Origin of the sequence: Brasilonema bromeliae SPC951, assembly GCF_012912135.1 — a bacterium.
Classification (GTDB): Bacteria; Cyanobacteriota; Cyanobacteriia; order Cyanobacteriales; family Nostocaceae; genus Brasilonema; species Brasilonema bromeliae.
The window spans coordinates 1-6,218 of record NZ_QMEB01000312.1; the positions used below are offsets into that span (position 1 = coordinate 1).

Annotated in this window: 4 protein-coding genes and 2 pseudogenes; 3 read left to right on the forward strand and 3 right to left on the reverse strand. The window is 39.9% G+C overall.

Annotation, left to right across the window (positions count from 1 at the left end; genetic code table 11):
• The 3 genes from DP116_RS26320 to DP116_RS26330 form a co-directional block, all read left to right on the forward strand.
• Positions 1 to 1,321 (forward strand): tetratricopeptide repeat protein (locus DP116_RS26320; protein WP_169157954.1); only part of this gene is annotated, 1,321 nt, incomplete at its 5' end.
• The gene (locus DP116_RS26325; protein ID WP_246275805.1) at positions 1,318 to 2,142 is read left to right on the forward strand and encodes a hypothetical protein; all 825 of its coding nucleotides are present in this window, start codon (positions 1,318 to 1,320) and stop codon (positions 2,140 to 2,142) included. The genes DP116_RS26320 and DP116_RS26325, both read left to right, overlap by 4 nt.
• A gap of 5 nt (positions 2,143 to 2,147) precedes the next feature.
• Complete coding sequence (locus DP116_RS26330; RefSeq protein ID WP_169157955.1) at positions 2,148 to 3,452, forward strand: hypothetical protein; 1,305 nt, start codon at positions 2,148 to 2,150, stop codon at positions 3,450 to 3,452.
• Positions 3,453 to 3,623: 171 nt separating this feature from the next.
• On the opposite strand, the gene purU is transcribed toward DP116_RS26330, so the two are convergent.
• The 3 genes and pseudogenes from purU to DP116_RS26350 form a co-directional block, all read right to left on the reverse strand.
• Positions 3,624 to 4,478, reverse strand: coding sequence for a formyltetrahydrofolate deformylase (gene purU, locus DP116_RS26335; RefSeq protein WP_169157956.1), 855 nt, complete (start codon positions 4,476 to 4,478; stop codon positions 3,624 to 3,626).
• A 765-nt stretch (positions 4,479 to 5,243) separates the two neighbouring features.
• Positions 5,244 to 5,840, reverse strand: a pseudogene (locus DP116_RS26345) (DUF4340 domain-containing protein); the annotation flags it as partial.
• Positions 5,837 to 6,218 (reverse strand): annotated as a pseudogene (locus tag DP116_RS26350) (ABC transporter); the annotation flags it as partial. The pseudogenes DP116_RS26350 and DP116_RS26345, both read right to left, overlap by 4 nt.

The window sequence follows — 6,218 nt, forward strand, 5'->3', positions numbered from 1 at the left end:
AAAACTGGATCAAGCGATCGCCGCCTACAACAAAGCCATCCAACTCGACCCCAACTATGCTAAGGCTTACTACAATCTGGGCATTGCGCTGAGTGACCAGAAAAAACTGGATCAAGCGATCGCCACCTACAACAAAGCCATCCAACTGGCCCCCAACTATGCTAATGCTTACAATAATCTAGGTTTAGCGCTGTCTGAGCAGAAAAAACTGGATCAAGCGATCGCCGCCTACAACAAAGCCATCCAACTCGACCCCAACAATACTTATGCTTACATCGCTCTGGGTATTGTGCTGGCTCAACAGAAGAAACCCGATGCGGCAAATGTTGCTTTCAACAAAGCCATCCAACTCGACCCCGCTGTGAGTAGTTTGGCTTACACCGCTCTGGGTCTTGTGCTGGCTCAACAGAAGAAACCCGATGCGGCAATTGTTGTTTTCAACAAAGCACTGAATTTACCAGAGTATAAGCTTGAAACTCTAACTACCGCTCATAGTTTGGCTCATACTGGTTTGGGCTTGGTACTCCAGCAGCAAGGGAAATTAAAAGAAGCAATTTCAGAGTATGAGAAAGCTACTAAAATTGACCCTAATTTTGTCTACGCTAACAACAACCTCAAAGAAGCACAGCGGTTATTAAGTATAAAAAGCGGTAACGTCACTGAAGCATCAGACGATAGAGCATGGTTACCCAAAAATGAGCCATCTCTACCCATTTTACGCCCTGTGGTATTTATCACCGCTGAGTTTAACACCCGCGAGAGACTGGGAAGTGAAAACGGTGCGGGTATTGTCATCAAGCGAGAAGGAAATCGGACATTAATCGTCACCAATCGCCACGTCATTTTTGATAAGGATGCTAATCAACAGGGTAAAAATATTCAAGTCGAATTTTTTAGTCAACCACCTTCTGGTAAAGTCAGAATGCGGCGAGATGCCAAACTCCTATTCATGACTCCTCCAGATGATTCCATTGATATAGCTGTTTTGGAAGTCATTGGCAATTTACCAAAAGATATCCAACCCTTACCCATCTCCCAAAACTCCATTCATCGGGGAATGTCCATCCGAACCATAGGTCATCCTTTCGACGATGTTCCTTGGGCAATGCAAGCAGGAGAAATTAGCAGCTACAGTAGCGCGAAAATGTTGATATCTACAGTCAAAATTAAACCTGGCTATTCCGGTGGTCCGGTTATCAACTCCAAGAATAATCAACTTTTGGGCATTGTTGTTGAACGCGACTCTGATACTGGACTAGCTTTTGCTTATCCGATGTCTGTAATTAAGGAAAAACTGCGTAATTTGGGTCTAGCGCTATGAACGACAAAATCTTTTTAGGATTTACGCACACGCTACTAAAAACAGGGGGTTGGGATTGCTTCCCTCCGGTCGCAATGACTATAGTTAAGTCATTGGTGTGCAAACCCTGGTTATTTACCAGCCTACTGCTACTAACTCTCAGTAATCTTGCTGCTCAAGCTCAAGCTTCCTGTCCAGCAGGTAACCCTCGCTCTACAGAGTATATCCGTCGCAACCCCCCCAACCGTTGCGAAGGTATCCAGCGAGAACCCATTAGCGGGAATACCCTGCGTCTGATTTCCATTGCCATCCGCAACATTCCTAGCTATGGCGAAACTCTCCTCATGCAAATTCCCCAAATCAATGGCGGTAACAACCCACAAGTTAAGCTGCAATCTTTAGAGAAATATTATCAATTAGATAACCCTTCCCTGTCTCCCAATGGTTCTGGCTATAGCTTCAGTTGGGATACTTACGTCCTCAAGAAAGAGAACATACTACCAGATACCCTCCGCGCCTTAGCATATTTCAACTTGGGTTCCGAATCAGTCCATATACCTGTGATTCTCGGAAACACTTCTGGCAAGTATGAATTTGTTTTCTTTACTCCCAGTCGTGCTAAATTCTCCACCTTTGAAATCCTGCGCGATGGAAAACGAGTTTACAGCAGTCCGCTTAATAATGCTCGAAGCGGTGAAATTGTCTTTAACTGGGATGGACGCAATGCTTCTGCTGGACGTTATGAATTGCATATTATTGCTAATATCGAGCCAATTCGTCAACCCCCGCAACGAATAGAGCGGAGATTTGTTTTTGAACACAACCCAAACTGGCTGAAATAGCTGAAATGGATAAAAAAACAATGGCACGTAGACAAAAGACTAGGCAAAAACTTACTCCTTTCTTCAGTTGGGCAATGCGGGGAATTTGGCAAGCTATAACAACTATTGTGGCGTGGGTTGTGTCTGGTGTAAGAGTTTTTATAACATTAATTTTTGAAAAATTCAATCAGCTAGGAAAGTATTTAGTACAGAGAAAATTAGTTCTTTTTGTTCTATTACTCTTTCTCGCTTTTGTTCTCCTTGGTCTTGCCGCTATTATCCCCAAAACTCATATATTTGAAGGTAACCTGATTGTTGAAGAATTGACATTTACTTATAATGGCGACAAAGATAAACTTTTTCTCGATTCTATGAGGAGTATCCGCAATTTTGACATTGAAGGTGTTATTAATAACGAACTAACTTTCACAGGTGAATTTCAAAGCACTTCTTTTCCCCAACTTAATCAGTTAAATAAACCACTAAAAATTCGGCTTCCGAATCGTGATAGTAAGTTGGTTATTGAACCTGTAAAGAACCAGAAGGGCAGTGATCTAGACATTACAGAATTGCGAATTCTACCAGGTACAAAAGTCTCTGGGTTTAAATATAACCTTTCTCAAAAACAACATCAACTTGCTTTTGGTCTGGAACAGAGTTCTACTTCTCAAATACAACCAAACGAATTAAAAATATATTTTGGAGAAAAACCTATTAAGGTTGTTTTAGAAAACTACAAAATATCTGGATTTAACCAAAATAATTTAGATACACAGCAGCCATTAGAATTTATATTAACTCCAAAGAATAAAGAACTCAATTTAGAGTTAAAGCAGAAAAACAATATCTATCTCAGCCTAGATGAATCTAACAAAAACGACCCAAATCTCTGGTTTCAGGAAAAGATAGATACTAAAAATGTCTATTTTCAACACCTCGATAGGACTGGCGATATCAATGATGATGTGACTGTTTCTACAATCGTGGAAGGCAAAATTCGCATGGTAGAACAGGAACGGGAAATTAAAGCCAATCAGTTTCTCATGGGAGACGAACCTAATACTCCTCTCAACATAGAACGTATACGCCATTTACAAATTGTCCCCAAGAAGGGATTAGAAGTCCGTATTTCTGGAAGAACAAAACAAATTCAAATCGGTTTAGATAAGGATTTTCCAGTTTCTCGCATTCAAGGTAGTTGGTTAGATGGTTTTTTACCCCGCGATGCTATTGTTGCTCTATTTTCTTTCAGTGCTGCTACCATAACCTATCTGTTAGGTTTCCTGATTGAAAATGCCTCTAAATCAGGCTCAAATCCTAAATCTTCCTAATGACCGAGACAATTTTAGATTTTAGATTTTAGATTTTGGATTAAATTCAAAATCTAAAATCTAAAATAAAGGGTTTCATATCATGTCCGGATGAATACTTATAAAAAACGAAGAACCTCACTCCCCTCTCCTTAATAAGGAGAGGGGTGCCCGGAGGGCGGGGTGAGGTCTTCATTCAAATACAACTGTTTTATTTCCATATACTAATACACGATTCTGCAAATGTAGACGCACTGCTCTTGCTAAAACAACTCGCTCCAAATCCTTTCCTTTTCTAATCAAATCCTCAACTTCATCACGGTGACTGACTCGTACCACATCTTGCTCAATAATTGGTCCTGCATCTAAATGATCAGTCACATAATGAGAGGTTGCACCGATAATTTTTACACCTCTTTCAAAAGCTTTGTGATAAGGATTTGCTCCAACAAAAGCTGGTAGAAATGAATGATGAATATTTATAATTTGTGGGAATTTAGAGATAAATTCTCCACTAATAATTTGCATATATTTTGCTAAGACAACTAAATCTATTTTGTACTGATGTAGTAATTCTAATTGCTTGGCTTCCTGTTCCTGTTTGTTTTCCTTGATGATGGGGATGTGGTGATAGTCGATATCAAACTGTTCTGCTACTACTTTTAAATCAGGATGATTGCTGATAATGACAGGTATCTCAGCAGCAAATTCTTTTGCACGTTGTCGCCAAATTAAATCAAATAAACAATGGTCTTGACGACTCACCCAAATAGCAATGCGCCGGACAGTATCAGAAAAGTGCAATTCCCATTTAGCTTGCAATGGTTGAGCAATGGCATTGAATGCTGGTGCAATTAAGTCACGCGGCAAATTAAACCCATCTAACTGCCACTCAATACGAGTGAGAAATAACCCTGCTGCAAAGTCTGTATGCTGATCCGCATGGATAATATTACCACCATTAGCGTAGATGAAGTTGGCAATTTTCGCGACCAATCCTCTTTGGTCGGGACAGGAAATGAGTAGTGTTGCGGTTGGACTTATCATGAACACATTCTAAAGACTAGCAAGTTTTTGTCAACTATCTTTTCAGTATAATTACCCTTGGTGAAAGTATTTTATATACATTACTAATAGAAGAGAACTTTCTAATTTGATAGCAGGTTTTATGGAAAGTGAATAACTGCTCTTTTTTATTTTGTCTAGAATAGAGCTGAGTCGTACTTTAAGCTAGACGTTATACGAAACATTCAAAAAAAATACATGATATATGTGAACTAGGGTCTTGTTACAAACGTCAAGCAAGATTCCTGCTGTACTTGGTTTTATTTCAAACTATATTATCATGACACAAATGCTTATTACTTACCTTGTAATTCTAGTCTACTTAATCATGGCTTCCTGTTTTTTTAATCAATGGCTGGTATTTTTTTTAGCCGATGAAGACATGGATTCACAGCAGCGCTTCTATTCTACTATCGCTTTGGTTATAGCTACTATCTTGTGGCCAATAATTGTTCCTTTTGCTTACTTGGAATTACTGAAGTTCCAAAAAAAGCATAAAGATATCATCGATTTACTGATAAACGTACCTAAAGGTGGTAGTTATGACGAGTGAAGTTTCTTGAAAATAAACTATACCATCATCTCAAATAATAAAAGCTGTTATTTGCTGTTTGCTGGAGTTGGTTTATCAGTATTGGGAGTGGGTTTTTTCCCATTATCTATGGGTTTATCAGTATTGGGAGTGGGTTTTTTCCCATTATCTATGGGTTTATCGTTATTGGGAGTGGGTTTTTTCCCATCATCTATGGGTTTATCGTTATTGGGAGTGGGTTTTTTTCCATCATCTATGGGTTGTTTCCACTCTGACAGTTCTCGATTAACTGCATTTTCAAAATCTGTAGATACTAATAGTACATCAGTATTGCTACCTGGTTTGTTCTGAGGATCAGTTTGAGCATACAGGAAACGGCGGTTAAAGTCAGGCTTACCCAAAATCAACTGATGTGTTTTCTGATTTTTTAGTTTGACATCGATAGTTGTTTGAGGCTGATCTAAGCCGAATTCTGCAAGCTGGTTGGGTGAGATGGATACAATGCGATCGCTCTTTCCCTCCACCAGCAAATTCATCAAATAACCTACAATAGCATTACTTGCTGGGGCGACTTCCGGAGATTTCATCATCCACTTGGGTTCTTCAGACTTGTCAGTACGTTCCAGATTTAAAGTCTGATTTTGAGTTTTGACTGTCAAAGACTGGACGTCATCCTCTTTGAAAGAAAAGATTTTTTGCTGTTGCTTGACTTCCTTTGGTTCAGGTTCACTCTTAATTTCATGAAAGTAAACAAAACCACCTAAACCAAGCGCTAGCAGTATCAGAATTAAAGTTGTTCGCTGTAATTTCATCTGCGTATCCACCAGAAAATAGCTGCCGTCACTAGCCCAATCAGAGGTAAAATCACCAGAGATGATAACTCTAAAAGAAGGGCTTGTGCTGCTGTTAGGTTGATGCGACGGTTTTTCACTTCTTTTGGGCTAATGGAAAGAGGTTGTTGATCCTGCTGACTCAGCCAAGTGACTGAGTTGAGAAACACGTCTCCATTAAGTTGCTTGTCGAACAAGCCATTGATCGCAAAATCTGAATTTCCTAACACTACCATTCGTGACTCACCGGAAGAAGGTGAGGGAGTCGGGCTGGCTGGAGTTGGTGTTGCTGTTGGTGTCGGGGTGGGTTTAGCGCTAGCTGAAGTTTGAGGTGTTTGGGCTGTTGTTGGTGTCGGGGTG

Excerpts from the sequence above, each read along its gene's own strand:
- purU (WP_169157956.1), bottom strand. The coding sequence starts at position 4,478 with ATGATAAGTCCAACCGCAACACTACTCATTTCCTGTCCCGACCAAAGA.
- DP116_RS26330 (WP_169157955.1), top strand. The coding sequence starts at position 2,148 with ATGGATAAAAAAACAATGGCACGTAGACAAAAGACTAGGCAAAAACTT.
- DP116_RS26325 (WP_246275805.1), top strand. The coding sequence starts at position 1,318 with ATGAACGACAAAATCTTTTTAGGATTTACGCACACGCTACTAAAAACA.